The sequence below is a fragment of the Yersinia sp. 2541 StPb PI genome (assembly GCF_052217145.1).
Classification (GTDB): Bacteria; Pseudomonadota; Gammaproteobacteria; order Enterobacterales; family Enterobacteriaceae; genus Yersinia; species Yersinia enterocolitica_E.
The window spans coordinates 3,007,185-3,032,532 of sequence record NZ_JAZGQB010000001.1 but is presented as its reverse complement, the minus strand read 5'-3'; the positions used below and the strand labels follow the sequence as shown (position 1 = coordinate 3,032,532).

Below are 25,348 nucleotides of genomic sequence, written 5' to 3'. Positions count from 1 at the left end.
TTATGTTTTTAAAAAAATGAAGATTTAACAGGAAACAGATTTTACATCTTCACTACATTTCCTGCTGGTGGGATCTAATACCTTGATAGCCGTTTCCCCCATATACATGAATGCTATTTACATGGACAAAATAGCTGCATTCCCTGTTTGTGACTGAAGTCATGATTTTGAGGGGCAAGACAAACAGAATTACATAAAAATGGTAAGCGGCAGGTTAATAACAGTGAGGTTTACATGGATATTCTGGTTCAGATGATTCTTAATTTTTCGCTATCATGGCCTGATGCTGAATGACGGGCTAACGCACGCCCCCAGGCACCATGGTTAACAGGTGTTGGCGGGGGTAGTGGCGATTGATATTGCGCTGCTGCAATTGCCAGAACACCTGCTCCACGTCATGCCGTTGACGGTCAAGCAATAATCCAACCACACTGCCACTGTGGGCTACGTTCAACCCGTATAAATCCAACTCCTCCACTAGCCTCAGCAGGGCGCTAAAGTCAGGTTTTACCAGTAAACGCTGGCTGGCTTGCGCACTCAATGTGGTGGCCTGACCCAGCAGTGAACAATCGCGGCGCTCGGCGGCTTGGATAAACAGTTGCCATGCCCGTTCCAGTGAGGTGGCACTGGCTAACAGCGCCGGTTGACGATCACGGCGGTGGTAATCCTCGGTTTTGAGAATCTGTGGGCTTTCCAGTAACAAAATATCTACCACTGGCTGCCAGTTATAAGAGATTTGTGTTGCGGCAGTTTGGTGGTCAAACAGTGTCAGTTGTTGAAATAGGGTGCTGTCAGTGGGTTCCAGCCTGACGCACAGTGCTGCCAGTGCGGCTTCATTGAGTGTTTCACCGAGATGGCGGGCGGTTGCCAGTGCGGTGGCGGCGATATCGGCGGTACTGCTGGCAAGTCCTTTTGCTACCGGAATGGTGGAATCAAAACTGATGTGCAGGCCATTAGCCATCTGTGCAGGTTGGCCAAAATAGGCTAGTACCGCCGCCAACATCTGGCGCATGCGTGGGCGTTCATTCTTGCCCGGTACGCCATCGGTCACCGAAACCGTACTAAACCAGTTGACCGGGCAGGAGATAAGCTTCTCCCCCCCCAGTATCCAACCCTGAATCAGTTCACCACAAGAGGCCGGGCAACGGGCTTCAGCCATGACCAAAGACCTGCTGTAAGGCACTGATCAGCCGTTGGTTATCTGCCGCGCTTTTAATGGCTACACGATAGTGGTCGCGGGTTAGACCGGGGTAATTAGCACAATGGCGGATCAGAATATGGTGCTTTAATAGCGCGTGTTGCAGATTAAGTTCAGGTTTAAGGCAGCGCAGGAAAATGTAATTGGCGCACCCTTGCCACACCTGCAACGCTGGCAGGGCGGCTAAATGCTGATATAACCAAGGTCGCTGCTGCGCCAGCCATTGATGTGTGGCTTGAATATAAGGTTGGTCATCGAGAATAATCTCACCCGCCAGTGCGGCAAAAGCATTGATAGTCCAAGGCTCGCGTTGCTGTTTCATTTGCGCCAGCGCCGCCAGATCGCCACTGAGCAGATAACCGAGGCGCAACCCTGGAATGGCAAAGAACTTGGTCAGTGAGCGTAACAAGTATAAGTGTGGGAAATCCGCTAATTGAGGGGTAAGCCCCGGCGCATCTGGCAAGAAATCGATAAAAGCTTCATCGATAATTAAAGCAATATGGTACTGATGGCAACACTGCACAATGGCTTGCAGCAATTTGGCATCAGGCATCAGGCCGGTCGGGTTATTGGGTGTCGCCAGAAATAGGCAGTCTGGGCGCTGTTGGGCTAATAGCGCCAGTAGACGTTCATCGGGCTGATAGCCGTCTGACTCACTCATCTGATAATCATGAATCTGGCAGCCGACCCGTTGCAGGGCGCGGCGGTATTCAGCAAAGCCCGGAGTCAACAGTACCGCAGTGCGGGGTTGCAGATGCTGCACCACTGCGTAAATCAGCTCAGTGGCACCATTGCCTGCCATAATATTCTCTGGCAGGCAGTGGTGAGCACGGGCCAGCGCTGCATGTAATTGGCGATACTCAACATCAGGATAGTGTTCGGCACGGGCCAATTGTTCGATAATCGCCGTTTTCAAGGATTCCGGCATGCCCAGCGGATTAATATTGGCACTGAAGTCAACGATATTGGCTGCATCTGTGCCGATTTTCAGTGCCATTTCCAGCACATTCCCACCATGCTCACTCATTGCTACTCTATTCCCCTATATAGCTTGTGCGTTTAGAGTACCATACCCTTCGTCCTTGATGCTGTAGGGTTGTTCGCTACACTCACGCACCCGAATCACTTACTTGTCGTTGACCCTATATGAATAAGCTCATCGGGATGCGTTTACTTGCTGCCTACCTACAACGCCAATGACTTTGGGTATATCAGCGAGGGAATGGCGTTTAGCGACAATAGCTCCGGCGTGAAGGCGAGCACATCTCGTAGGCGAACCACGTCGCCAATAACAATCAGCGCCGGTGCCGATAAACCCTGCGCGGCAACCTGATCGGCTAATGTAAGCAGTGTGCCGCTGGCAACTTGCTGCTGCTGGTGGCTGGCGTACATCACCACGGCGGCAGGGGTGGTGGGGGCTTTCCCCCCGGCGACCAATTGCTGGCAAATGGTCGTCAGTTGTGTCATTCCCATCAGGATAATCAGCGTACCTTCCAGCTTGGCTAATGTTGCCCAGTCCTGTGGCTCATTGCCTTGGCGCAAATGGCCGGTTATCACATGAAAGCCTGAGGCATAATCACGATGTGTTACCGGAATACCGGCATAAGCCAACCCGCCAATGGCGGAGCTTATCCCTGGAACTACCTCAAACGGAATACCAGCCAACGCCAGTGTTTCAGCCTCTTCACCGCCACGGCCAAAGACATAAGGATCACCACCTTTGAGTCGCACCACATTTAGCCCACGTTGGGCGCAATCAACCAGAATTTGATTGATTTCTGTTTGTGGCACCAAATGGTGGTTGGGGTTTTTGCCCACGTTGATCATTTCACAACCATCAGGGGCTTCTGCCAGTAACTCAGCACACACCAAACGGTCATAGACCAACGCGTCAGCGCGACGAATAACATGTAATCCCTTCACCGTAATCAGCGCGGCATCCCCTGGCCCAGCGCCTACCAACCAAACTTTCCCACTTTCCATATTGCCTCTTATTGTGCGGCGAGGGCCGGTTGTACCGGCAGATTCAGGGCCACGCGAATGACATCACGGGCAATCATTAATTCTTCATTGGTATTGACGATAGCAATCTGTACCGGCGCAGAGTCATGTTGGATAAACGGCTGATTGTTGATATTTTTCTCTTCGTCCAACTCGATACCGAGAAAGGCTAAACCACGGCAGATTTGCTGGCGGGCTGTGCGGGCATTTTCACCGATACCGCCGGTAAATATCAGTGCATCAATTCCGCCCAGTTGCACGATATAGCTGCCAATCACCGCGCGGATACGTTCGGCAAAGAGGTCGAGCGCTACTTTGGCGCGCGGGTTGCCGTTGGCGGCGGCTTGTTCGACATCGCGATAGTCATGTGAGATGCCGGATACGCCCAGCAAACCGGATTGGTTGTTAATTAAATGGTTAATTTCACTGGCATTTTTTCCTTCTACTTGCTGAATAAATGGCAGGATGGAGGGGTCAATATCACCGCTCCGGGTGCCCATCATGATACCGGCCTGTGGGGTGAAGCCCATCGAGGTATTCACCGACCGGCCGTTGCCGATAGCACAAATGCTGGAGCCGTTGCCAAGATGGCAGGAGACAATGCGCAGTTCTTCCAAGGGGCGCCCCATTCGTTCGGCGCAAACGGCACTGACATATTTATGACTGGTGCCATGGAAACCATAACGGCGAATACCCAGCTCCTCATAGTAGCGCCACGGTAATGGATACAAATAGGCCGTCTGGCTCAGTGTTTGGTGGAATGCAGTATCAAATACCGCCACCGCGCTGGCATGGGGTAGGGCATGTTGGAACACCCGGATACCGAGCGCATTAACCGGATTATGCAGGGGGGCCAGTGCGCCAAGCTGTTCTATCTTATCCAGCACCTCGGGGGTTATCACGACCGAATCGGCGAATGCTTCACCACCGTGCGCGACACGATGGCCGACACCGGTAATTTCATCCAGTGAATCAATAATATTGTGTTCAATCAGCGCGTGAAGTAGGTGTTCAGCACCTTGGCGGCAATCGGCGATAGGCAGAATCTCGCGCCATTTCACATCTGTGGCGCGGAGGTTAAATATCGCATCATCCATACCGATACGTTCAATTAATCCCTGACAGATCACTTTTTCATCAGGTAAAGAAAACAACTGAAACTTCAACGAAGAACTGCCGGCGTTAATCGCCATAATCTTACCGGGCATGCGACTCTCCAGAATGATTCAAATAAGTAATAAGGTCGGTTAATCCCTCACCGCTCAGCGCTGAGGTCACAAATAGGTGTTGCGCCCCCGCCTGCGTGAGGCTGTCAGCAGCCCAACGCAATTGGTCTGGCTGGTTAACGGTGTCGGCTTTACTGATAATGCCAATTACCGGCTGGTTGAAAACCTGCGCCAACATCGGGGCAAACCAGCTTTGGGTCGCATCCGCATTTTGTACCAGCCCCACCACATCCGCTTCACAGGCGCTTGCCAGTAACGCACTGTATAAACAGCGGTTTTCCAGGTATTCACCGGGAGTATCAATGGCATTGTCCTGCCAGATAATGGCTTGGGTTTTCTGGTAATTAAGCGCCTCACCCTGCAAACGCTGGATAAGCGAGGTTTTGCCGCACTGGCTAGGGCCAATCAACATGATGCGTTGCATGGCATCAGGTCCGGGTCATCGGGCAGGCGGTAAATTTCATCATGTCGCCGAGGGTGTGGATCACCTGTTTCAGCGCATATTCTACCGCTGACACATCACCGGTAAACACCACCGCACCGGTGAAACGGTCGATAAAACCAATCTCAACCGCACCGGATTTGGTGGCGATATCACTGGCAATAATCGAGGCTTCGCTAGGGGTAATGGTCAGGATGCCAATGGCGCTACTGACATCATTCAGCCCCAGTTTTTTGTAAAGTGCCTTATTAGGATTGGCTATCAGATGTGCCAGGGTTATCTGTTTACCGGGAACATATTCCTGAATTACGCGCTCGGGGGTGCTGCTCTTTTCCATCATGCCTCCTGAACTAACTGACGCCATAGCGCCTCATGGGGCCGTGGGATCACTGAGCTGTAAACCAATAATCCCTTCTCACCGGCACACTGGCTGGCAACGTCCACGGCAGTTTGTACATCAGCAATATCGCCGCTGAGCACTTGATAACATTTGCCGCCGATGCCAAACGCCATATGGATGCGCACCAGCGTGACATTGGCCGCTTTAACCGCACGGTCGGCGGCAGTAATACAGGCCGCCACACTCCAGGTTTCCACCACACCCGCCGCTTGACGATTTTCCACCGTATTCAGGCCGCTGATCGCCGGCAATACGGATGGATGAAGGTTGGGCAGGACGATGCTATCGACCAGCAGATGCCCGCTGTGCCGCTCTCCGTTTTGTACCGACTGGGTGACGGCACCGATATCGCCACCGACCATCAACAGATATTTACCGGGGCACAGAGTTTTGCTCACCAATAGGCTGACGTTAGCGCTTTTCAGCATCAAGTCGCAGACCTCCATGCCCTTGGCGATACTGCTTAATTCAACAATTCCAATGGCTTGTGACATAGCCCTTCCTTTTAATAAACATCAGCCCGTTTAATGGTGATGGCATTTGCGCTGATGGCCGTGACCGTGCCGCTGATACTGGCATGCACCGGTGCGCCTAACGCGTTATTCGGAATTTGGCCAATAAGTTGACCGTGATCGACCCGTTCGCCGACCGTGACCACGGGTTCGGCGGCAGCCCCGATATGCTGGCGCAATGGCAATACCACCTGTTGTGGTCGGTAGCCTTGTTCGCTGAATGGCGCGGCCTGATACCAGTCGGTGAGATCCAGACGGGCAATCAGCCGTGATATCGGTACCATACGGTAATTAGCCATCGGATCGGCCTCACGTAGCGCCCCTTGATAGCGGGCACCTTGCGCCCGCAACTGCGTTTTCAGCAGGCGGTTTATGCGCATCGGTGAGATATCTACCGGGCAGGCGTAGCTTTCACACAGCCCGCATTCCGAGCAGGTCAGAGCGCTGAGTAAAATGTCTGGTGTGGCAACTTGTTGATAGGTTATCGCGCGCACCAGCAGATGCGGGGGTAGCTCATGGCCAATCAAGTGACGCGGGCATAACTCGGTACACATGCGGCACTGCTCACATACGGCACGAGCAATGGCTAACACATCCTGGTCGCTGCGGGCGCGGCGGGTAATCAGTAAGTGATCCGCGGGCAGTACCAACAGGCCGCCGGTAGTTTTGGTTACCGGTTGGTCAAGGTCATGCAGGGCATGGCCCATCATCGGCCCGCCATTGATATAGGCCGGATTGTTGATGGTAGCCCCTCCTGCCAGCGCCAGAACCTCGCGCAGCGGGGTACCCAGCGGTACCGTCAGGGTTAAGGGTTTCGCCACCGCACCATTTACGGTCAGGGTGCGGCGAGTCACCGGCCATTGCTGTTCCACCGCCCGCGCCACATTGAGTAGCGTTTGCACGTTGTTCACCACCACACCGATGCTGACCGGCAGCGCGGCAGGTGGCACCCGGCGACCGGTTGCCAGCCAGATAGTGATAACCTCATCACCGGCGGGATAGACATCGGGCAGAATGTGCAGCCGGATTTGTGATGGTAGCAAGGGGGTTAGTGCGGCAATCGCCTCACTATATTTGGCTTTCAAGGCGATGATGCCTTCGCGTGCGCCGGTGGCTTTCATGCCATACAGCACACCGCGCACCAGTCGGGCTGCCTGGCGCGGCATCAACTGCTGATCCACTTTCAGCATTGGCTCGCACTCAGCCGCATTGACCAGAAAAATCTCGGCCTGCGCTTGTAGCTTCACCGCCGTTGGGAAACCCGCACCTCCGGCACCGACCACACCCGCGTGCTGAACCCGTTGCTGAATAGTCACGGCATCACAATCAGCCAGTTCACCGTAGGCGGGTAGCAAGCAGGTATCCGCACTGTGTAGGTCACTCATAAAGCGCCTCGATAATCCCACGGATATCATTGCCGTCAGCCGCACGCGGGTTAGTGCGCAGTGTCACATCGGCAAGTGCGGCGGTAATTATGTCGGGAATACGTTGCTCTAACTGGCCCTCATTGATTTTCATCGCGGCCAGCGGCTGAGGTAATCCGCATTGGCGTTTGAGTTGTTCAATCTGATGGACCAATTGGTTAACTGCACTGCGCTCATCGCTATTTTCTGCACTGAAATGGCACAGTTTTGCCAATCGCGCATAGCGTTTACATGCCCGCGCATCAAGCGCGTTAAAGCGAATCACCGGCACCAATAGCAAGGCATTCGCCAAACCGTGCGCGATATGAAATTGCCCCCCCAACTGGTGTGCGATAGCATGATTGATGCCCAGACCAGCCTGGCTGAATGCCATGCCAGCCAGCGTGGAAGCATTGTGCATCTTGCCTCGGGTAATTAGGCAATCGCCTTTGCGGCAAGCGGTGGGCAGATGGCGGAACACCAACTGCACCGCTTTTTCTGCCAGCGCATCAGTAAAGTCACTGGCACGTGGTGAAACATAGGCTTCCAACGCGTGAGTCAACACATCCAACCCGGTATTGGCGGTGATAACTGGCGGTACGGTAACCACCAGAGCTGGGTCCAGAATGGCGATGTCCGGGTAAATCTCATCGTCAAACAGGGGGTATTTAATACTCTTTTCCGGGTCGCTGATTACACAGGCACTGGTCACTTCTGAACCCGTGCCGCTGGTGGTTGGGATAGCAATACAGGTCTCGATCTCTATCCCCTGTTTACGACTAAACCAGACAATGGCTTTCGCCGCATCTAGCGCGGAGCCACCACCAAAACCAATCACCACATCGGGGCGCAAGGCATGCATCTGCTCAATGCCCTTAACCACGGTGTTAATGTTCGGGTCTGGCGTAATGTCGCTGAACAGACTGATTTGGTTATCCTCTGCCAGCACTTGTTTCAAGCGATCCAGCAACGGCGAGGTGGCCAGAAAACCATCGCAGACAATCCAGATTTTGCGCTGATGGAAGCGTTGCAGCACTTTAAGGCTGCCTTCCCCGCTGTAGATACGTGTTTGCAGGAAAAAAGTCTTCATACGTCCTCGCTCAGCGAATGGAAAAACCGTTAGTCAGCACACAGCGACGCTGGCGCGCAAAGGTGCGAGCCGAGGTGGTGCCTTCGCCGGTCGGGGTGGCGATGGTAAAGGTGGTAAAGCCTTCACCGCCGACGCCTATCCCAGCATAGGACGGGCCGTTTTTAACAAAAATAGAGGTTTGTAACAGTCGGGCGGCCAGATTCAGGCGTGAGACATTTTGTGAGTGCATGGTGGCGGTATGGTGCAGGCCACCTTCCACTTGCAGTGCCAGCGTCAGGCCGGCATCAAAATCCTTTACCCGGACCACCGGTAACAGCGGCATCAGTTGTTCGGTAGTGACCAGCGGATCGTCACCAGCCACTTCAACCAGCAGCAAGCGCGGTGCTTTGGCCGGACAAGCGATGCCCGCCGCTTTCAGCAGTTCAAGCGGGCTTTTACCCACCAGATTCTTATTGGCGTGGCCTTGAGGGGTCAGGCAGGCTTTGCGCAGGCTGTCGACCTCTTGCGGATTACTGATAAGTAACGCATCGAAGGCTTGCATCTGTTGCAACAACCGATCGGCAACACTTTCCACCACGATCAGGCTCTTTTCAGCGATACAGGGCAGGTTATTATCGAATGAGGCTCCTGCCACGATATCCTGCGCCGCTTTTACCAATTCAGCCGTTTCATCCACCAGACAAGGTGGGTTACCGGCCCCCGCCCCAATCACTTTTTTGCCGCTCTTCATGCCCATTGCCACAATGGCAGGCCCGCCAGTGATAGCCAGCAAGGCGATTTTGTCGTGCGCCATCATCTGCTGAGTGGCTTCAAAGCTTGGCTCTTTCACGGTCACCACCAGATTGCGAATGCCGCAACTGTTGAAGATGATTTCTTCAATTTGGGCGATTAAATCCAGTGATACCGATTTAGCGCCTGGGTGTGGGCTAAAATAGATGGCATTACCGGCAGCTAACATACTGATGCTGTTATTAATAATGGTTTCGGTTGGGTTAGTGCTAGGGGCAACCGAACCTATCACGCCAAAAGGCGAGTATTCGAATAACACCATGCCGCCATCGCCGGTCAGCGCCGTGGTAGACAAATCTTCAATACCTGGGGTGTTTTCTAACGCGGCTTTGTTTTTCAGCAACTTATCTTCTTTATTCCCCATGCCGGTTTCACTGGCACCGCGTTCTGACAGTGAAGGCAACTGTGCTTTTAGCTGTTCACGCAGGGCGCGGATAATCGCGCTGCGGGTCTTCATCGGGCTTTGTTGATAACGCAAAAATGCGTTATGAGCGGCATTGACAGCTTCATCCACGCTGGCAAAAATGGCGCTGGAGGCAGACGCGGGTGTGGGCGTCAGTTGCTCAATGAGGATAGTGCGAATGAGAGATTCAAGGTCATTGGTATTCATTATTCATTCCTCAGATGTAAAGCCGATATGGCCGCTTCTGCTATGTGCATATCTTGTTCGACGCTACCGCCGCTGATGCCTAACCCCCCCACCAATTGGCCGTTACGCCATAGCGGGTAGCCACCACCAAAGCTCACTACTTTGCCACCGGTACTGGCCTCAAGCTGGAACAGGTCGGCCCCCGGTTGTACGGCATCGCTAAGTTGGTGAGTTGCCGTTTTCATCGCCACCGCGGTCCAGGCTTTTTTCGGTGCCAGTTCGCTGCTGACCAGCAAGGTGTCGGGCATGCGGTAGGTCATAATCATGTTGCCGTGGCGGTCAGCCAGTGCTATGACCACGGCAATTTGTAATTTCATAGCGGCATCGACCGCCAATTTAACTAACTGATGAACATCAGAAAATCCCAGAGAAGCCGCTGTTTGTGGCTGACTTGTGGCTGGGGGGAGTGCTGTTGCCGCCAGATAACGGGCCACCACGGTTTGCGTGGTGTGTTGTAACTGTTGGCGCTGGTCTTCATCACGAGCCAGTGCATACAGGCAATCCGATAAACGGTTTAGGTATTGCAATAACACCGGGCGTACCGGGACTTGTTCAGCCAGTTCAATCAGCCGCCGTTCACAGCGCCGTGCCAGAGTGCGGGCAAAATGCAATCGGCTACCGGCTTCACTGCTACCCGGCAGAATAAAACCCTGTACCGGTGGCAGCCCCGCCATACAGCGGTCTACGGCTTGCTCCAGCGCTTGGATCTCGGGTTCATTAATACTTTTGCGCCCGGCAGGCGGTGTGGCGATACCTTCGCTTGCCAATTCAGCGCTGAAATAAAACAACTGATGTTGTATGGCATCGAGTAATTGACGGTTTTCCTCGCCCTGCGTCACGCGGGCACACAAGCTCAGTGCTGCATTGAGTTCATCCAGCGTGCCGTAAGTTTCCACCCGGGGATGGCTCTTTTTCACACGTTGTCCGGTGAACAGGGCGGTGGTGCCCGCATCGCCGGTTTTGGTATAAATGCTCATAAGGTCCCCGCTCAATCAGTAAGAACATTAATCATCAGTAAGAACATTCATCGACGATGGCGACAATCGCCAAATCGATGGCATCATTCGGCTCGGAAAATACCCGTCTGGCACTGGAACCACCTGACAGCAAGACCAAATCGCCCTGACCGGCACCGACGGAATCGACGGCCACTTCGTCCGGCGTTTTGCTGTCGGGTGGCAGTGAGCCATCACCGGCAACACGGCGCACCAGCAGCAGCTTCCTACCGATCAACGTGGGTGATTTTTGCGTTGAGACTACGGAACCTACCACTCTGGCCAGTTGCATGATTTACTCCTGCCTTAACAGTTGAATGTGACGGGCTGACACGGTGTCCTGCGCCAGCGGTGTAACTAGCGTGTGGCTTGCAATGAGTAGCCAGCCGGAGTCGAGAGTAGCGATATCGCGATAACTTAGAACCTTGCCCACGTGTAACCGTATAGCAACGCCCTGACTGTCGCTGAAACTGAGCGGCAATGAGTGCAGCGCGGCACAGGGCAGAGCAGCCAGCAGTTGGCGATGTAAGCTGATATGCACTTTCATGCCCCATGACCATGCCTCGTTTAGCGCCGCCACCGCAGGGCAGGTGGTATCGAACTGCGCCAGCCGGTGGATAAATGCCAGGTCTGGCAACATCAGATGCAGCGTGGCATGGTGCACGAATACCGATGGATCAAGCCCGGCGCGCAATTGAGGCAGTAGCAGGGCGTGAACCCGGCGTTCGCGCTCAACTAACCGCGTGACAATCTGGCTGACCAGTTGTTCGGTTTGCGCCTGAGTCAGATTCATGGCCGCGTTGTCCCTGATGACGTTAATATCGTGGCAAACGCCGCAGGGTCGTCGGCACCCGCCGCATTGGCCTCGTCGGTATCGATATGCATTTCCAGTTTCATTTGGGGTGAAACGCGGATCGCCACATCATCCAGTATCAGGCGACGGCCACTGCCCTGAATGGCAACTTGTACCCGGTCACCGTGTTTTACCCGATAGATAAGGGCATCCAGCGGCGACATATGAATATGGCGCAGTGCCACAATCACCCCGCGGGGTAACGTCAGCTCAGCGAACGGGCTGACTAACGTGATGGCTGGGGTATCGTCCAGATTGCCAGACATCCGCAGGGGAGCATTGATACCCAGCGTGCGTGCATCGGTACGGGAGATCTCCACCTGGCTGTGGCTACGCAACGGGCCAAGAATACGCACATTTTTCAGGCTGCCTTTCGGCCCGACCAGCGTTACCGTCTGTTCGGCGGCGTACTGGCCGGGCTGGAGCAGCGCTTTCTTTTCAGTAATCGGCTGCTGCGGGAACAGCCGTTGGTAGTCCTGCACCGAAAGATGCAGGTGTCGGTTAGAAACCCCAAGTGGGATCGGACGAAGACGCATTTCGTCGAGGATCTTATTGACAACGGGTTCCAGTAACGCTTTTTCCATCAGACTTTTCCTCGTTTACCCAAGTGGATACAGCGAAAGCGAGGCTCGCCTTTATGGCGTCGGCAAGCCGGATCGAGGCAGAGATTACAGCTCACCCGGGGAGCGATTAGAGCCTCACTTTCCACACTACTTTCTTCGGTGCTGATTTTTTCAGCACTAAAGACAGGTTCAGGTACATCATCTGTGGCGGTCGCCGCAGCGGGCTGAGGCTCTGCGGCTTCCGTCTCCTCGTTAATGGGGGCTGTAGCGACAACTGGCTCTATCGCCACGGCGATTTCGGGGGCCGCGACCTCGACAGTCTCTGTCAGCCAATAGGCCAACAGAGCTTTTGTTGGGCGAGCCAGTACCGCGCGCGACACCAATCCGTGATGCAGTTCGGCAAAGGCGGCACCAGTACTGATTGCCGCCTGCACCGAGGCCACATCACCGGTCAGACGAATTAACATCCAGCCAGAACCATTGGTTTTTTCTATACCTATCAGGTTGATAGATGCTGATTTTGCCATCGCATCCGCCGCACTGATCGCCAGCGCTAGACCGCTAACTTCAAGTAAACCCAGTGACGTTTTCACGCTGTGCTCCTCTTCTTACCCTTAGGCAGAGGTCGGTAAAATGGCTTCTACATCGCTGTGTGGGCGTGGGATCACATGGCAGGATTTCACTTCACCCACCGCGCTGGCAGCCGCAGAACCGGCATCAACAGCGGCTTTTACTGCGCCGACATCGCCACGTACCATCACGGTGACCAGACCGGAGCCGATTTTTTCGTAGCCCACCAGTTGTACGTTGGCGGATTTGACCATGGCATCAGCCGCTTCGATAGCAGCGACCAGACCTTTGGTTTCGACTAAACCTAATGCGTTATTCATGTTTCATTTATCCTTGTTATCAAGTAAGGGCTATCTTGTTTGCCATTTTGAACCAGGGCAGTGCTCGCCATCCTCACAAACCTTGGCTTTTACAACACCAGGTGTACGCTCCGGTGGCTGTGCGCTGGCCAAGTCCAAACTGCCTGCACCGACAACGCCCTGAGATTTGTATGGGGTTACTTAAATGGTAAGCCTTTGACTAACCGGGCCGCGTTATTGCCAAGCTGCCGTAGTTGGTCCTCGTTCTGCCCGCGCCGCTGCCGAAATAGCGGGTTGGCGGGCGGTAAATTACGAAAATGCACGACCACTTCGTCGCCGGAACAGGCCAGCCCGACCAATAACGGGGAGCGGGTGGCGGCCTGCCAGGCGCGTTGTGCTACATCGCCGTCGTCGTCTTGTTGCCAGCGCCAGGGAATACCTTCCTCCTCGATACCCAGCAGCACCTGATGCCAGACGGCTTCGGGTGTCGGTGTCGTCAGACTGATTACTATTGCGGGGGCGTCATGGGTGAAATTCATCCGTGATTCTCCCGTTGATAGGCCAGAATCAGCCCGGTGGCTACCGCATTACGCGGCCCCTCGCTGGCGCGAATGTTGCCGCGCCCCGCCACCAATTTGTAGTGAGAGAGCGCATCGGTGACCAATTGCGGGATTTCAAAGTCCAGCGACGAGCCGCCAACTAACACCACGAAGGGGATATCGCGGATATTGCCGGTCGGGCTGACTTGACGCAGGGCGCGAAGCGCATTGGTAACAAACACCCGCTCTTTGGCTGAGCGGCGGATATTGCGCACTTTTTCCAGCGCGTAATCCCCCGGCAGTGGCACTAAACCTTCCGGCTTGACTACCACCAGTCGGGCAAAAACCTCTGGTGGCAGCGGTTGTGGGAAGAACTGAACGCTGCCATCTTCATGGCGCAGGTGGAACAAGCTTTCCACTTTTGCCAACGGATACTTTTTGATGTCCTCTGCCAGATAGCGGTCTTGTAAATCTAATTCAGAGGCGATGATCATCGTGACCATATCGCCGGCTCCCGCCAGATGGGTGGCGACGATTTGGCCCTGAGCATTGATGATGGAGGCGTCGGTAGATCCCGCCCCCAAATCGAGGATGGCGAGTGGCCGTTGCGTCCCTGGTGTGGTCAGCGCGCCGAGTATCGCCGCTTCGGCTTCCGCCCCCCCAACCTGAACATCAATATTCAGTGTCTTTTCGATTTCTCTGGCGATATGCGCCATTTGCAGGCGATCAGACTTCACCATGGAGGCGATGCCTACCGCTTGTTCAAGCGAGAATTCGCCCGCCAGACCGCCGGTGACATTGACCGGCACGGCAGTGTCTACTGCCAGCAAGTCTTGAATGAAGATCTCATTGGTTGGTTTATTGGTCAGTTCTGCCATGGTTTGGCGAACGTGTTCGAGCATGCCGCCGATATTGGTTCCTGCTTCACCACTGACATTGTCCAAATGACGGAAGCTGTTGACCGCCGTCATAATGGCTTCACTTCCGGTCGCCACATCCACCCGTACCGTGCGGCCGTCGGCAAATAACTCCAGATGACCGGCCGGTATCGAGCGAGCTTTAACATCCCCTTCAGGAGTTTTCACTACCACCGCCGAGCGGGTACCAATCAACGCTCGTGCCACCGGCACAATGTTTTTGGTTTCTTCGGCACTCAGTTCAAATACGGTGGCAATGCCATAGGGGTTAGAGAGGGTTTCAATCACCTGACCCGGCATCGCAACTTCTACCGCCGCCAGCATGCCCATCGGGATGCGGTCGATATGTAGCACCTCATCAACGATCGGTAGCGGGTGCGCCAGCCGATTACTGACCAGCACGCCATCGTCCCGTTGCAAGATAACCGCAGTGATGCGGTAGCCAGCGCCGTTGGCGGCATTTACCACCGCCGCGACATCGGCGAAATCCACCGCTGATGGCACCACCAGAATGTAAGGTTGGGCAGGGTCACGGGTAACCAACTCGTCAATAGTAATGGTCAGCCCCACCCCCAATCCCAGTCCCCCTGGGGTTTTCGGGTTATGACCGATCATGGTGGATTCGGTGATGATGGTTTCGGTAATTGTCTCCATCGCCACATCACCGATCACCGGTGTGGCCTCGTTAATGCGGATCAGGCTGATATCGCTTAGCGCAATACCGGCCTTTTCCACCAACATATTCAGCGCCTTGTTGATGCCGAAAATATTGCGTTGAGTCCCTTTGATACCCGTCGTCTCGGTCAGGGTACTGGTAATAAAGTGCAACTGACCACCAGCTGTGCATTGTGCTAATGCCACTTCTGTTGACGAGTTACCAATATCCACACCGACGATGTAATCCATATCCGATCCTTAAATGACTAATAACTGGATGTCGTGATCAACGGGGCTATCGTACCTAGGGGCGCTCCGGCGGCTTACGCCGCTACGACCCCCACGGCACGCTTCCCCTTGATTGATATCACTGCGTTAATCGTCGCCTTTTAGCTTCTTACGCTGGACATACAAAACGGCAGCTTCACGGACGAATGCCGCACAGATGGTCGCTTTGTAGGTCTGTTCCAGGTCGTCGGCGATAGCGTTCAGCTCCTCTTTGCTGGAGCGGAATGGACGTAGGGCGTTATAGATATCCAACACCTTGTCATCCGGTACTGCCGTCAGCTCGGCTGCACGCTCGAAGTTAATTGCCAACAGTGGACGACCTGCATCACGGGCAATAGATGCCTGAATACGCAGGATTTCCGGTGTAATCCGCAAATCTTGCGAAGTGACACTGCCGTTCAAAACGTTAGCCAGCGTGAGGTCATCCAGCGTTTTGTTAGTGGCCGTTTTGACCCAATCAGGGTGTTTATTTGCCAGCGGATAATCAGAGACTTTGGCATCATTGCGCGAACTGGCTGCTGGTGCCGCACAAGCAGCCGCAGGTGTCTGGCCTTGCAAGCTGTTCATCTTGCTCAGCACATCGCGAACCATGGATTCAATAGCTTCGGAATTCATTGTGTTTTCCTTTGTTAAAGCGCCACCCGGAGTTCCTGAGGATTCTTGCCGGTCACCACATATTTGGTTTCTTTAATATGCAGAATCGCTGATTTGGCCTGATATTTTGGCCGTGCCATTTGGTCGTTCAGGGTAGGAACCGGTTGTGGTGATTCCCGTTTGGCATAACGCGCGGCGTTTTTACCAATTTGGCGATAAGTTTCCAGCGTCAACAGCGGGGCCTGCGGGAACAACTCCAGATTGGAGAGCGGCGGTAAGCCTTGCTGATGAATCACCGTAGTGCCTTTGGATTGAATGCCGATGGAGATACCGGAACCACTCAGGCGGTTACCCTCGACGGCAACAAACGCCACGTCGGAGGATTTAAAGCAGCGGATAACCCGTGCTTTAATGCCTTCTTCTTCAATACCGGCGATCAGTTCGCGCAGAATATTTTTGTGCGGGATACCGACGATGTTAGCCGTTTGCGATAGGCCAAATGCCGGGCCGACGGCAATGATCACTTCATCCTGATTGCTGCCAGGGCGGGCTTCACCCACTTCGGTCAGGAAATTTCCTTCAGCAACAGTAGCCGTAGCCGCTGCGGGTTGGGAATCCTGCTTAAAGGAGACGGTATTTTTGTCTCCCTGCATTTCCTGCAATACGCCTTCGATAATTTGACGTAACAGTTTTTCGTTAATATCCACCATCTCGTGAACCCCTTAACCAAGCTCATTCGGATCAAGCGCGTTTGGAATGTTTTTGATCTCTTCCCAACGTGCACCTTCCAGCCGGTAACCGGTAGCTGGACCCGCGTAGTCATTGACGTCATTCACCGCTGACAGCACTTGGTTGTCACCTTTAATGATCGCCGAGGTATGCAGGTAGTCACCGGCAATTTTGGCTTTCTGGATGTTGAGCATGTCTTGCGCTACATCTTCGAAACCACCTTGTGCCAATGCTTTTACCACTTCCAAACCGGTGCGGTTTTTGCTGATGATTTCCTGAGCGAACTTGATGTCTTCAACGATGTTACGTTCCGGCATATCTTTCGAGCCGTGTGCATATGTCGCCGCAATCACTTCTTCGTCAGTAATGGGTGGCAGGCCCATACCGGCAAATACTGCTTGCAGCGCACGGGCAGCTTTATTACGAATCGCCACCACGTCAGCTTCCAGCACCGGACGCAAGCCACCATCAACTTTCAAGTCGCGCTGCAATACGTTGTAATCGTCAAAGTCTTCGGCATCTTCGTTGGAACCGGCGAACATGTTGTCGTAGTTAGGTACCGCAGAAAAACCAGAGGAGATAAAGTCAGTACCCGGCAGGAACTGCATCAGCAGACGGGCGGTACGGCGCATATCGGAGTGGGTAAAGGTCTGGTCGTTACTGGAGGCGCATTCCAAATCCAGTGCAGAGCAAATCAGGTTTTCTGCCAGGATGGCCCGGATGCCCGATGGCACAGCGGATGGCACACCGACACAACTGACTGAACCATTTTGCAGCCCCTGAACCCCGGCAGCTTTGGTGATATAGATACAGCGAGCTTCCAGATACAGCATGGATTTGCCTTCGGCATAACCCATTTGCACCTCGGAGCCTGAACCAGAGGTAAAACGCATTTTCAAACCGCGTGATGCATAGGACGAGGCGAGGAAGCCTTTGGACCACGGCGTGTCATCACCGTCGGTAAATACCGGCTCAGTACCGTAAACCGAAATGGTTTCGGCATAACAGGTATGGCCCAGCATCCCCAGCTTCAACTCGGTGGCTTCTTCCAGCGAACATTGCGTCAGCACACCAGGGCGACCCACTTGCGAACCGACTAACAGCGCGATGGCATTGAATGGCGCATAACGGGCCACGGCCACAGTAGTTTCCTGCTCATCGAAGCCACGGTATGCGCCTTCGGCGGCATCGGCGGCAATCTGCACTGGGTTATCTTTAACGTTAGTGACGTGAGCCTGTTGTGATGGGGTACGACGTGCGCGCATTTTCTGCATCGACATCATCATTTCCACCACGTTCATATGAGAAACCACCTCGACAATTTTGGCCGGGGTCATCGCTGTAGTGAGTGGCACAATGGTGCGGCGCGATACGTTAGGATCACACAGCATATTGGCCAACTTGATGGAGTCCATCTTCATCACTTCTTCCGCATGCGCCAGATTGATACCGTAGCGGGCGATAAAGTGGTCTATCAGGTCGAAACTGCTTTGTGGCTTACCGTCTAATTCGGTCACCACACCGTTAACAATCTTGATGGAAGGTTTTGGATCATTCGGGCTTTCCATGGCAATAAAGCCTTCCTCGATCCACTCTTTGACAAAGCCGTCCTGATTAACCGGGCGTTTCGCCAATGCTTCAAATCTTTTCGATTTCATGAAACAGCCTCACTGTGGCGTCAGATATAAGAAGGGCGGTCGTTTTTCGGTTCAGAACCCAAGGTCGCTAATACCGTTTTGCCAATCTCACGGGCAGAAATCACTGCCTGACGAACTGCGCCAGAATCACCGGAGATAACCAGAATCACTTCGTTACTGAAGCTGGTGCCATGTGCAGGGGAGCTGTAAGCCACCACGTCAACGTTGGCAGATTTCACGGCGGTATCCGCCATCAAAACACCAATCGACGCCGGTGCACCGACTATCACTCCGCAAGAACGGCCCAATGGCGCGCCAAATGCTTTTTCCAATGCGTGGCTGGCACGTGCGCTGTACTGCAATTCAATGTGACCGGCTTCATTGGCGTAAACATCGCCGAAGGTCCGATCCAGCTCTTTCAGCGCCACTTCGACGGCACGTTTCACATCAGAAACATCATCACCACCGAAGATGATCAGCGAGCCATGACCGGCACCGCCCTTGGTATCGCGGGGTAACTCAATACTGACCACTTCAGTATTAGTGGCTTTGACAGCTTCATCGGCCGCCATGATGTGCGGGCCAGCGCCGGTACGTGCGCCCAAAATACCGATGGAGCGATAGCGTTTTTCCAGCTTCATTGCGTCCAGTAGGGCGCTGTCGACGTTGGCGATCACTAGTCCGACCGTGTCACCAATCGCGGTACCAACAAATTCCGTTAAACTGCAAGTCTTCTCAGCCATAGCCGTATCTCGTTGTTTATAGGAGGGTTGTTTAGAAGACGCCGGAGCGTGTTCGCTGACTTTTGCTATCACCTGCGCCATGATTTGGTCGACCAGGTCATTGCTTTTCATTAGCTATTTCCCTTTGGCAAGAACTTCTCGACATCGGTGTGTGGACGTGGGATGACATGGGTCGATTTCACTTCACCCACTTTCGCAGCCGCACTTGCACCGGCATCAGTGGCTGCTTTAACTGCGCCCACATCACCACGTACGATGACGGTGACCAGACCAGAGCCAATTTTTTCATAGCCGACTAATGTCACATTGGCCGATTTCACCATGGTGTCCGCAGCCTCAATGGCTGCAGTCAACCCTTTGGTTTCCACCATTCCTAGTGCTTCTTGTTGCATAAATACCTCGACGGGGATGTCAGGAACCTGATGTTTGTGCGTTGGAAATGCAGCTATTACGGTTTCAAACGCGCTTCAGGTTCTAAAATAAAAACTGTCGTGTTGGTGCCATTCAGTAAATTTAAAAAAATAAATTCGGTAAGTTTAAAAATAAAGTTGTCAGGTTCGTGCTGAGAACGAATATACAAACAAGCAATGAAAAAGAATGGCTGTATTGAATTTACTGACGGGAATGGTTAGTGAGGAAATAACAAATTATTGTCATGGCTATAACTTAATATTATGTTTTAAAACGTTATTTCGTTGATATTGGGTGGTAATAACTGGCTATTGCATATTCAGAATTACAATTTATTAGGTGACAGTAGGTATTAAATCTGCTAATTGCGCACCCGCCCGATTAATAGTTCGCGTGATCGCACGCATAAATATAATGATACACCTGAGGGGGGAGTAGCCACAAAAGTGCGAGCTTGATAACAATAACGGAAAGAATAAATGGCAAGAAAGTCATATAGCTGAATAAAGCATAAAAGTGCCTGTTAACACGGTGTTGGCGCTAACTTTTCTGCGCAAATGACAATAATTTGTTATTGCAGGTCTACTTTTTGTTTAATTAATGGCACATCACGACAACACTTTCATTTTTGCTCTCTTTATAGTGGCTGGGTCATGGGCCGTGCATTACTTCATCTATTTTGGATAGATTGATCATAATAATCACAAGCAGGGTAAATCTATGAACGACTCACTAAAAGCGCAGTGTATTGCGGAATTCCTCGGTACCGGGCTGTTTTTGTTTTTTGGTATTAGTTGTTTAGCTGCATTGAAAGTAGCAGGTGCCAGTTTTGGTTTGTGGGAAATCTGTATCGTGTGGGGGCTGGGTATTTCACTGGCGGTCTACCTGACGGCAGGAATTTCCGGTGCTCACCTCAACCCGGCCATTACTATCGCGTTATGGCTATTTGCCTGTTTCCCTGCACGGAAAGTCATCCCGTACAGCATTGCTCAAGTTGCCGGTGCTTTTGGTGGCGCGGCACTGGCCTATATGCTCTATCATAATTTATTTACTGATTTTGAAGCCGCACACCAGATGGTGCGTGGCAGCATGGAAAGTCTGCAATTAGCCAGTATCTTCAGCACCTTCCCATCACCGGCAATCAGCGTATGGCAGGCTGCATTTGTTGAAATTATTATCACCTCGATTCTTATGGGGCTGATTATGGCACTAACTGATGATGGTAACGGTGTGCCACGTGGTGCATTAGGTCCACTATTGATCGGTATTCTGGTGGCGGTTATTGGTGCTTCTACCGCTCCATTAACTGGTTTTGCCATGAATCCAGCACGTGATTTTGGTCCTAAATTATTTACCTTCTTTGCTGGTTGGGGAAAAATCTCAATGACCGGCGGCCGTGATATCCCTTATTTCATTATTCCGATTGTGGCGCCGATTATTGGTGCTTGCCTCGGGGCCGCAGTTTATCGCTTCCTCATTGGCAAAAATCTACCTTGTAATACCTGTAAGTTAGAGGATGAGAAAGTTAATTTATAAAGCAACGTGGATTTCCTCATCTGACACTGGGTGAGGAAATTTCGTGATCCATTCTGGTTAATGGCTCATTAATGGTCCCCTGACGTTTATGACTCTGGTAGAGTAAATTGTTACTTTACCTTTTCAGGGAAATAGATTTTAACCTGGTGAATAGGAATGACTAAATAACAATGTTCTAACATATTACTTATTACAGGGATGCTTTATAACAATAAAATAAAATTTAATAACAATAAATTAACTGAGAGGTTTTATCATGATTTCTGCCAGTTCTCTTAACTCAGAGCTCATAAATAAAATCGCCCAGGATTTTGCCCAAGCCACCGGATTGGCGGTGGTGGTGGTGAATATTCACGGTGAGGAAATCTCTGACCTGTTTAATTTCACCCCATTTTGTCAATTAATGCGTCAAGATCCGGTTAACCATCTGCGCTGTCGGATGAGTGATCGTTGTGGTGGCCTTGAAGCGTCCAAATCCAATGAGCCCTGCATCTACCGCTGCCATGCCGGATTAACTGATTTTTCTATTCCTTTGGTGATTGCCGGCCATCTGGTGGGCTTTGTGTTATGTGGTCAGGTCCGGCTGCATGCAGATGTTTACCTTATTGATATTCTGAATGTCGATAATAACTGGCAGCAGAATCCGGCGCTAATGGATGAGTTCCATAATGTACCGATAATGGATTTTTCTCGAGTAATAGCCTCGGCTGATTTGCTGAAGCTGATTGTTGAGAACTGCCTGAAAAAACACCTCAATTTTGTTGTAATCAATGACAATATGGGGAGTAAAGAGCCGGGCAGAATACGGCCGGTCCACCCGCATGACAGCAAAATGAAGAAAGCACTACGCTATATAGACACGCATTTGTCAGAAGAGCTCCGGTTGGAAGAAGTGGCTGGCAAGGTGTATCTCAGCCCTTACTATTTCAGTAAATTATTTAAAAAATATCAGGGGATCGGCTTCAATGCCTGGGTCAACCAACAACGCATGGCCAATGCCAGAGAGATGTTGCAGCACAGTGATTGGAGCATTGCCAGTATTGCCAAAAATCTTGGATTTTCCCAAACCAGCTATTTTTGCAAGGTGTTCCGCCAGACCTATAATGTGACACCGCAGGTATTTCGTTCACTTTCTTCTGAACGCAGTGAAATGGAATGACAGTTATTGATCTAATAACAATTAGTCATGCTCTATGCTCACGTTTATATATTTAAGAACGGTGATGGGTATTAATATATTAAATAAATAATGACAATTTTTTGTTATGCTCTTAAATGCCGTTATCTTTCTAACTGATTGTTTTTAAATTATTTTTAATAATGCAGTGGCAATTATTTGCTGTGTTGACACCAAAAAATAATCCCCAAAAAATGAAATTAACCATTTTTTATTTGTGGAAAAGAGTATATTAACGTTAACCGGATTTAATAAATCAGTTGACGTTACAACTGTGTAAATAAAGAGATAAATTCTATAACGAAATAGAAATAAAATAATCTACTGTATTAGATAAATACATACCCCAACGTAGTTGGCGTTGCAGCAAGGTAGCAAACGAACAAACCCGTGGAGCTGACTAAGGTCAGTGATGCAGGTGCGTGAGAATTGCTAACAACACTGTAGCTATCAATACGAGGGGGAAGTTACTGAAATGGTTATGTCGTGTACGCATTGGCACTTAATACACGACAGGGAAGGGGGTGACAATCCCCCGCAGCCCCCGCTGCTGTGATGCCGACGAACCCGCTGAAACCACTGATCCACCGGATTGGGAAGGTGCGGGAGAGGATGACGCTAAGCCAGAAGACCAGCCAAATCGGTAAAATATATTCAACTCCTTCGGTGGGAAGTGGGTTGTCATTAGATGCGCGCTGCGGTGACGTTGCGCAGACGCACCTTTTTGACACTGCATATCCCGCTCGAAATGGCGGGATTTTTTATGCAACGGTCTGGCAAACAAGCATTTATTATCGCAGGTACCGGCAGTGGATGCGGTAAAACAACCGTGACGTTGGGTATTCTGCGGGCGCTGATGGCACGCGGATTATCTGTGCAGCCGTTTAAGGTCGGGCCAGATTACCTGGATACCGGCTGGCATAGCGCCGTCAGTGGTGTTACCTCGCGTAACCTCGATGCTTTTATGCTACCGGCTGCGACCTTGAATGGGTTATATAACCAGCACATGCGCCATGCTGATGTGGCGGTGATCGAAGGTGTGATGGGCTTGTATGACGGCTACGGCACTGATCCCGATTATTGCAGTAGTGCGGCGATGGCCAAACAACTGGGCTGCCCGGTTATCTTACTGGTGGATGGCAAGGCGGTATCCACCTCGGTTGCGGCTACCGTGCTGGGGTTCTGCCAGTTTGACCCAAATCTCACCATCGCAGGCGTGATTGTTAACCGTGTTAATTCAGAAAACCATTATCAGCTAATCCGCCACGCCATCGAGCATTACTGCGGTATTCCCGTGCTGGGGCGCTTGCCGGTGATGGATGATATCGCGCTGCCATCACGCCATTTAGGGTTGATACCGGTGCAAGAGCAGCGTGAGGGCGTGGCGGGTAGAACCCATCAGCCCGACAGCTCGCCCCGCTGGCAACGGCTGGCACAGCAGGTTGAAGCCTTTATCGATCTCGACCGATTACTGGCACTGACGCATTGTGCGGCACAGCCTGCCGGCACCCCGCCTTCCTTACCTCTGTCTACACTGGCTAACGGCCTGACACTGGCCTTGGCCGAAGATGAAGCATTCAATTTCTATTACCCCGATAACCTTGACCTGCTAGAGCAGGCAGGCGTGCGCATCCAACGTTTCAGCCCACTTCATGACCGCCGGTTACCCGATTGCCAGATGATTTATCTCGGGGGAGGTTATCCCGAAATTCACGTTGCCCGCTTAGCCGCAAATACAGCGATGCATGCAGCGTTACAGCAAGCGCATCGCCAACAGATCCCGCTGTATGCCGAATGCGGTGGCCTGATGTATCTCGGTGATGGCTTAACGGATGAGAGTGGTCAGCGCCACCCGATGGTTGGCATTTTGGCCGGTGAGAGCCGGATGGGGAAACGGCTGACTCGCTTTGGTTACTGTCAGGCACAGGCCCGCAGTGACACCTTATTGGCTGCACAAGGTGAAATTCTGCGTGGTCATGAATTCCATTATTCCGATTTTACTAGCCCATTGACGCCGGTATTTGATAGCAGCAAATGGCGTGATGGTGTCGCTATTCAGCGCTGGCACAGTGGCTATCAACTTCAGCGCACTCAGGCCAGCTATCTGCATATCCATTTTGCCCAGCGCCCCGGTTTGCTTGATGGCTGGCTGACCGCTGCCCGGAGCGTGCTATGACCCTGAGCGCATGGTTTGTTGCTTTCTTGCTTGATAGCTGGCTCGGCGACCCGCCGCACTGGCCGCACCCGGTGCGCTGGATAGGCAACCTGATCTCTGTCATGCAACGTGCTATCCGTGCGGTTTGTCACAGCGAACGGGCACTGAAGTGGGGGGGAGCAGCGCTGTGGTTGGTGGTGGTCGGCGTGACATGGCTGCTGAGTTGGGGGTTCTTATCACTGATGACACACATCAATCCGTGGCTCGGCTGGTTGGCGCAAGTGTGGATGATTTACACCCTCTTAGCCGGACGTTGCCTGAGTGATGCGGCGCTACTGGTATTTGATGCCCTGAAGCACGGTTCGCTGGCACAAAGCCGCGAGAAGCTGTCATGGATTGTCGGGCGTGACACCTCACAACTAGAGAAGCCACAAATCACCCGTGCGGTGGTAGAGACAGTGGCCGAAAACAGCGTTGATGGCGTGATTGCACCGCTGTTCTTTTTGATGTTAGGCGGCGCCCCGCTGGCAATGGCTTACAAAGCAGTCAATACCCTTGATTCGATGGTGGGTTACAAAACGCCAAAATACCGCGCGATTGGTTATGTGTCGGCACGGATGGATGATGTGGCGAACTGGATCCCAGCCCGTCTGAGCTGGTTATTACTCAGCGTAGCCGCGTGGTTACTACGAGCCGATTACCGTCAGGCATTGCGCATCGGCTGGCGTGATCGTTATCAGCACGCCAGTCCTAACTGTGCCTGGTCTGAAGCCACGGTTGCCGGTGCGCTGGGCGTGCGGCTGGGGGGGCCGAATGATTACTTTGGCGTGCGGGTTGAAAAACCCTGGATCGGTGATGAACGGCGCGAGGTGGCGCTGGATGATATCCCGCGCACTATCCATTTGATGCTGATGGCGTCGTTATTAGCACTATTACTGTTTGCCCTGATTCGTCTGCTGCTGGTCGGCATTTAAC

General features: G+C 52.5%; 27 protein-coding genes and 1 riboswitch. Of the genes, 4 read left to right on the top strand and 23 right to left on the bottom strand.

All coding sequences use genetic code 11. The annotated features are described in order from the left end of the window. Window positions 1–298 precede the first annotated feature (298 nt). The 23 genes from V1953_RS13675 to pduA all read right to left on the bottom strand — a co-directional run bounded on the left by V1953_RS13675 (window position 299) and on the right by pduA (window position 19,486). Complete coding sequence (locus V1953_RS13675; RefSeq protein WP_442851049.1) at window positions 299–1,159, bottom strand: GHMP family kinase ATP-binding protein; 861 nt, start codon at window positions 1,157–1,159, stop codon at window positions 299–301. Continuing rightward, on the bottom strand, window positions 1,152–2,225 hold the full coding sequence (gene cobD / locus V1953_RS13670) for a threonine-phosphate decarboxylase CobD (protein WP_083159282.1): 1,074 nt from the start codon (window positions 2,223–2,225) through the stop codon (window positions 1,152–1,154). Before cobD ends, V1953_RS13675 begins: the two co-directional genes overlap by 8 nt. A 158-nt stretch (window positions 2,226–2,383) precedes the next feature. After that, window positions 2,384–3,181, bottom strand: coding sequence for a uroporphyrinogen-III C-methyltransferase (cobA, locus tag V1953_RS13665; RefSeq protein WP_083159281.1), 798 nt, complete (start codon window positions 3,179–3,181; stop codon window positions 2,384–2,386). Between the two features lie 8 nt (window positions 3,182–3,189). Beyond that, complete coding sequence (locus V1953_RS13660) at window positions 3,190–4,407, bottom strand: acetate/propionate family kinase (protein WP_442851048.1); 1,218 nt, start codon at window positions 4,405–4,407, stop codon at window positions 3,190–3,192. Beyond that, window positions 4,397–4,849: a EutP/PduV family microcompartment system protein gene (locus V1953_RS13655; protein WP_083159279.1), complete on the bottom strand. Its 453-nt coding sequence runs from the start codon at window positions 4,847–4,849 to the stop codon at window positions 4,397–4,399. Before V1953_RS13655 ends, V1953_RS13660 begins: the two co-directional genes overlap by 11 nt. A gap of 4 nt (window positions 4,850–4,853) precedes the next feature. After that, window positions 4,854–5,204, bottom strand: a complete 351-nt coding sequence (pduU, locus tag V1953_RS13650) for a propanediol utilization microcompartment protein PduU (RefSeq protein WP_032813079.1) — start codon at window positions 5,202–5,204, stop codon at window positions 4,854–4,856. Beyond that, on the bottom strand, window positions 5,204–5,761 hold the full coding sequence (locus V1953_RS13645; protein ID WP_005185285.1) for a BMC domain-containing protein: 558 nt from the start codon (window positions 5,759–5,761) through the stop codon (window positions 5,204–5,206). The genes pduU and V1953_RS13645 overlap by 1 nt, the downstream gene beginning before the upstream one ends. A gap of 11 nt (window positions 5,762–5,772) precedes the next feature. Next, a complete protein-coding gene (locus V1953_RS13640) occupies window positions 5,773–7,164 on the bottom strand; it encodes a 4Fe-4S dicluster domain-containing protein (protein ID WP_083159278.1) in 1,392 nt (463 codons plus the stop codon). Next, window positions 7,157–8,272, bottom strand: a complete 1,116-nt coding sequence (locus tag V1953_RS13635) for a 1-propanol dehydrogenase PduQ (protein WP_083159277.1) — start codon at window positions 8,270–8,272, stop codon at window positions 7,157–7,159. The genes V1953_RS13640 and V1953_RS13635 overlap by 8 nt, the downstream gene beginning before the upstream one ends. Before the next feature lie 10 nt (window positions 8,273–8,282). Next, a complete protein-coding gene (locus V1953_RS13630; RefSeq protein ID WP_083159276.1) occupies window positions 8,283–9,671 on the bottom strand; it encodes an aldehyde dehydrogenase family protein in 1,389 nt (462 codons plus the stop codon). Continuing rightward, a complete protein-coding gene (locus V1953_RS13625; RefSeq protein WP_442821068.1) occupies window positions 9,671–10,687 on the bottom strand; it encodes a cob(I)yrinic acid a,c-diamide adenosyltransferase in 1,017 nt (338 codons plus the stop codon). The genes V1953_RS13630 and V1953_RS13625 overlap by 1 nt, the downstream gene beginning before the upstream one ends. A 34-nt stretch (window positions 10,688–10,721) precedes the next feature. Then, window positions 10,722–10,997, bottom strand: coding sequence for a EutN/CcmL family microcompartment protein (locus tag V1953_RS13620; RefSeq protein ID WP_005185294.1), 276 nt, complete (start codon window positions 10,995–10,997; stop codon window positions 10,722–10,724). A gap of 3 nt (window positions 10,998–11,000) precedes the next feature. Next, complete coding sequence (pduM, locus tag V1953_RS13615; RefSeq protein WP_442851047.1) at window positions 11,001–11,498, bottom strand: microcompartment protein PduM; 498 nt, start codon at window positions 11,496–11,498, stop codon at window positions 11,001–11,003. Then, window positions 11,495–12,142 carry a phosphate propanoyltransferase gene (locus tag V1953_RS13610; RefSeq protein ID WP_083159273.1) on the bottom strand — a complete coding sequence of 216 codons (648 nt, stop codon included), beginning with the start codon at window positions 12,140–12,142 and terminating at the stop codon, window positions 11,495–11,497. Before V1953_RS13610 ends, pduM begins: the two co-directional genes overlap by 4 nt. Continuing rightward, entirely contained in the window at window positions 12,142–12,714 is a 573-nt protein-coding gene (locus V1953_RS13605; protein WP_083159272.1) for a BMC domain-containing protein, read from the bottom strand. Before V1953_RS13605 ends, V1953_RS13610 begins: the two co-directional genes overlap by 1 nt. A 21-nt stretch (window positions 12,715–12,735) precedes the next feature. Continuing rightward, window positions 12,736–13,011: a propanediol utilization microcompartment protein PduJ gene (gene pduJ / locus V1953_RS13600; RefSeq protein ID WP_004090424.1), complete on the bottom strand. Its 276-nt coding sequence runs from the start codon at window positions 13,009–13,011 to the stop codon at window positions 12,736–12,738. A 176-nt stretch (window positions 13,012–13,187) separates the two neighbouring features. Then, window positions 13,188–13,529 (bottom strand): glycerol dehydratase reactivase beta/small subunit family protein, encoded by a 342-nt coding sequence (locus tag V1953_RS13595; protein WP_032906379.1) that lies wholly within the window; start codon window positions 13,527–13,529, stop codon window positions 13,188–13,190. After that, complete coding sequence (locus tag V1953_RS13590; RefSeq protein ID WP_442851046.1) at window positions 13,526–15,352, bottom strand: diol dehydratase reactivase subunit alpha; 1,827 nt, start codon at window positions 15,350–15,352, stop codon at window positions 13,526–13,528. Before V1953_RS13590 ends, V1953_RS13595 begins: the two co-directional genes overlap by 4 nt. A 126-nt stretch (window positions 15,353–15,478) precedes the next feature. Next, window positions 15,479–16,006: a propanediol dehydratase small subunit PduE gene (gene pduE / locus V1953_RS13585; RefSeq protein WP_083159270.1), complete on the bottom strand. Its 528-nt coding sequence runs from the start codon at window positions 16,004–16,006 to the stop codon at window positions 15,479–15,481. A 14-nt stretch (window positions 16,007–16,020) separates the two neighbouring features. Further along, entirely contained in the window at window positions 16,021–16,692 is a 672-nt protein-coding gene (locus V1953_RS13580) for a propanediol/glycerol family dehydratase medium subunit (protein ID WP_193784826.1), read from the bottom strand. A gap of 15 nt (window positions 16,693–16,707) precedes the next feature. Then, window positions 16,708–18,372 carry a propanediol dehydratase large subunit PduC gene (gene pduC, locus V1953_RS13575; RefSeq protein ID WP_005185311.1) on the bottom strand — a complete coding sequence of 555 codons (1,665 nt, stop codon included), beginning with the start codon at window positions 18,370–18,372 and terminating at the stop codon, window positions 16,708–16,710. Between the two features lie 20 nt (window positions 18,373–18,392). Continuing rightward, entirely contained in the window at window positions 18,393–19,205 is an 813-nt protein-coding gene (gene pduB, locus V1953_RS13570; protein WP_004699354.1) for a propanediol utilization microcompartment protein PduB, read from the bottom strand. Further along, window positions 19,205–19,486 carry a propanediol utilization microcompartment protein PduA gene (gene pduA / locus V1953_RS13565; RefSeq protein ID WP_032906380.1) on the bottom strand — a complete coding sequence of 94 codons (282 nt, stop codon included), beginning with the start codon at window positions 19,484–19,486 and terminating at the stop codon, window positions 19,205–19,207. Before pduA ends, pduB begins: the two co-directional genes overlap by 1 nt. Window positions 19,487–20,225: 739 nt before the next feature. Between pduA and pduF the strand changes: the two genes are divergently transcribed. The 4 genes from pduF to cbiB all read left to right on the top strand — a co-directional run bounded on the left by pduF (window position 20,226) and on the right by cbiB (window position 25,347). Beyond that, entirely contained in the window at window positions 20,226–21,041 is an 816-nt protein-coding gene (pduF, locus tag V1953_RS13560; protein WP_083159268.1) for a propanediol diffusion facilitator PduF, read from the top strand. A gap of 256 nt (window positions 21,042–21,297) precedes the next feature. Next, entirely contained in the window at window positions 21,298–22,200 is a 903-nt protein-coding gene (gene pocR, locus V1953_RS13555; RefSeq protein ID WP_083159267.1) for a transcriptional regulator PocR, read from the top strand. Window positions 22,201–22,677: 477 nt separating this feature from the next. Further along, window positions 22,678–22,872, top strand: a riboswitch (cobalamin riboswitch). Window positions 22,873–22,981: 109 nt separating this feature from the next. After that, entirely contained in the window at window positions 22,982–24,394 is a 1,413-nt protein-coding gene (locus tag V1953_RS13550) for a cobyrinate a,c-diamide synthase (RefSeq protein ID WP_442851045.1), read from the top strand. Continuing rightward, window positions 24,391–25,347, top strand: coding sequence for an adenosylcobinamide-phosphate synthase CbiB (gene cbiB / locus V1953_RS13545; protein ID WP_420073308.1), 957 nt, complete (start codon window positions 24,391–24,393; stop codon window positions 25,345–25,347). The genes V1953_RS13550 and cbiB overlap by 4 nt, the downstream gene beginning before the upstream one ends. The last annotated feature ends 1 nt before the right edge of the window (window position 25,348 follow it).